Origin of the sequence: Cognatilysobacter lacus (assembly GCF_008274655.1) — a bacterium.
Taxonomy (GTDB): Bacteria; Pseudomonadota; Gammaproteobacteria; order Xanthomonadales; family Xanthomonadaceae; genus Cognatilysobacter; species Cognatilysobacter lacus.
In genome coordinates, this window is record NZ_VTRV01000267.1 from 1 (window position 1) to 1,395 (window position 1,395).

Annotated in this window: 3 protein-coding genes; 1 reads left to right on the top strand and 2 read right to left on the bottom strand. The window is 70.6% G+C overall.

Features of this window, described 5'->3' with window-relative positions:
* A partial coding sequence (locus FW784_RS14555; protein WP_425481664.1) for an anti-sigma factor domain-containing protein occupies positions 1 to 430 on the top strand: 430 nt, incomplete at its 5' end.
* A gap of 27 nt (positions 431 to 457) precedes the next feature.
* Here FW784_RS14555 and rnt read toward each other — a convergent pair.
* Positions 458 to 1,126, bottom strand: a complete 669-nt coding sequence (gene rnt, locus FW784_RS13975; protein ID WP_149353930.1) for a ribonuclease T — start codon at positions 1,124 to 1,126, stop codon at positions 458 to 460.
* 15 nt (positions 1,127 to 1,141) lie between these two features.
* Positions 1,142 to 1,395: HvfC family peptide modification chaperone (locus FW784_RS14560; protein ID WP_425481665.1), on the bottom strand; the 254-nt coding region annotated here is incomplete at its 5' end.

The following is a 1,395-nucleotide window of genomic DNA, read 5'->3' on the forward strand; positions in this document are numbered from 1 at the left end:
CGTGGACGGTCGGCCAGGCGCGCCCGCGCCGTCGGTCGCCGCCTCGACGCCCGCCGGCAAGGCGACCGCAGTCAACTCGAACGTCATGCAGGAACTGCCGGTCACGCAGCTGGTCGCCAATAACGGGCAGATCGCGTATCTGGCGACGGTTGATACGCGCACCGGTGGCATGTGGCTGGTGCCGGTGCCGGGCACGGTTCCCGTCGGTGCCAAGGCGCCCGTGCTGTGGCTCATCCCGCCGGGCCAGAAGCCCAAATCGCTCGGCTACGTCGGCGCCTCGCGTTCGCATTGGGTCGACGTGCCCAAGGGCGAGCTGACCGCCGGCATGACGGCGGGCTGGACGGTCGCGATCACCATGGAACCGATGCAGAAGGTTGCCCCGCAGGCGCCTTCGTCGAAGCCGATGGCGGCCGGCACGCTCGCCCTCTGACCGCGCTTTCCCCCGGCGCGGCCGTCGTCAGGCTTGCGCCGGGTCTTCGGCGGGGCCGGGCCCGCCGAGCATCGGCCACGCGTTGACGATGCGGCAGAAGAGGTCGGCTGTGCGTTCGGCGTCGTAGACGGCCGAATGCGCTTCGTTGGCGTCCCACGGAATCCCCGCGGCCTGGAGCGCGCGGCTCAGCACGGTCTGGCCAAACGCGATGCCGCCGAGCGATACCGTGTCGAACACGCTGAAGGGGTGGAAGGGATTGCGCGGATGCTTCGAGCGCGCGACCGCCGCGTTGAGGAAATTCAGGTCGAAGTGGGCGTTGTGGCCCACCAGGATGGCCCGGTGGCAGCCGTGCTTCTTCATCGCCGCGCGCACGGGCGCGAACACCACGTCCAGCGCCTGACGCTCGTTCTTTGCGTCGCGGAACGGGTGGTCGATGATGATGCCGGTCACCGCGAGTGATTTCGGATCGATTTCCATTCCCGGTGCCGGCACCACGTGCGAGCTTGTCGTCGGGCAACGCACCAGGCGACCCTCGGCGTCCAGGTCGAGCGGCACGGCGGCGATCTCGAGCAACGCATGCCGGTTCCAGTCGAAGCCGCCCGTCTCGACATCGACGACGACGGGCAGGAAACCGCGGAAGCGCGTAGCGAGAGAGGGCACGGGCGAGGTCGGGGAGGCGGGCCCGCAGCCTAGCAGACGGCCCGGCGCCGCTCAGGCGGCCTTGCGCGTGCCCAGCACGATCCCGCTGGAGCGATACGTTTCGAGCAGGGCGACGCCGGCGTCGACGATCGCGTCCACGTCGGTAGCCCCGGTGTCCGCCGCCAGTGCGCGCAGCTGGGACTCGCCGCTCGCGGCCTCGCCTTCGCCGAGACGATGAAGCAGGTGGAACGCGAGGGGGCCCAGTTCGTGGAATGCGACGACGCCGTCCGCGCCCCGGTGGAGCAGCAGCAGCGCGGGCGCGGGCT